The following is a 442-nucleotide window of genomic DNA, read 5'->3' as shown; positions in this document are numbered from 1 at the left end:
GGCGCGCTGTCGCCGCGCTGGCGTGCCAGAAGAGATCGACTTTGCCACCAAACCCGAGATCGCCCTCCAGCAGGTGCGCGAGACACTGGAGGCCGGTATCACGCCCGGTATCGTGCTGGCAGATGCGGCTTACGGCAAAGTGACGCCGTGGCGAGAGCAGCTTGCGGAATGGGGCTTGAGTTATTGCGTTGACGTGCCGGAGGGTATCAGTGTCTGGCCGCCTGGCAGTGAGCCTCTGCCTCCGAAGTGGTCCGGCCAGGGGCGACCGCCGACACGGTGGCAGCAGACCTCGGAGCATCACCCAGTGGCGGCACAAGCACTGGCCGAGTCGCTGGATGCCAATGACTATCAGGATATCACCTGGCGGGAAGGTACCAACAAGCCGTTGTGCTCCCGGTTTGCCGCTGTCCGAGTGCGTGTGGCGCGAGGCCAGCAGAAGCGT

The 442-nt window shown here is 64.7% G+C and carries 1 protein-coding gene; it reads left to right on the top strand.

What is annotated here, in order from left to right; translation table 11 throughout:
- A partial coding sequence (locus ACT3TY_RS17920) for a transposase (protein ID WP_444629098.1) occupies positions 1-442 on the top strand: 442 nt, incomplete at both ends.

Origin of the sequence: Halomonas sp. AOP22-C1-8 (assembly GCF_052378905.1) — a bacterium.
Lineage (GTDB): Bacteria > Pseudomonadota > Gammaproteobacteria > Pseudomonadales > Halomonadaceae > Vreelandella > Vreelandella citrativorans.
This window is presented reverse-complemented; position numbering and strand designations above follow the sequence as displayed.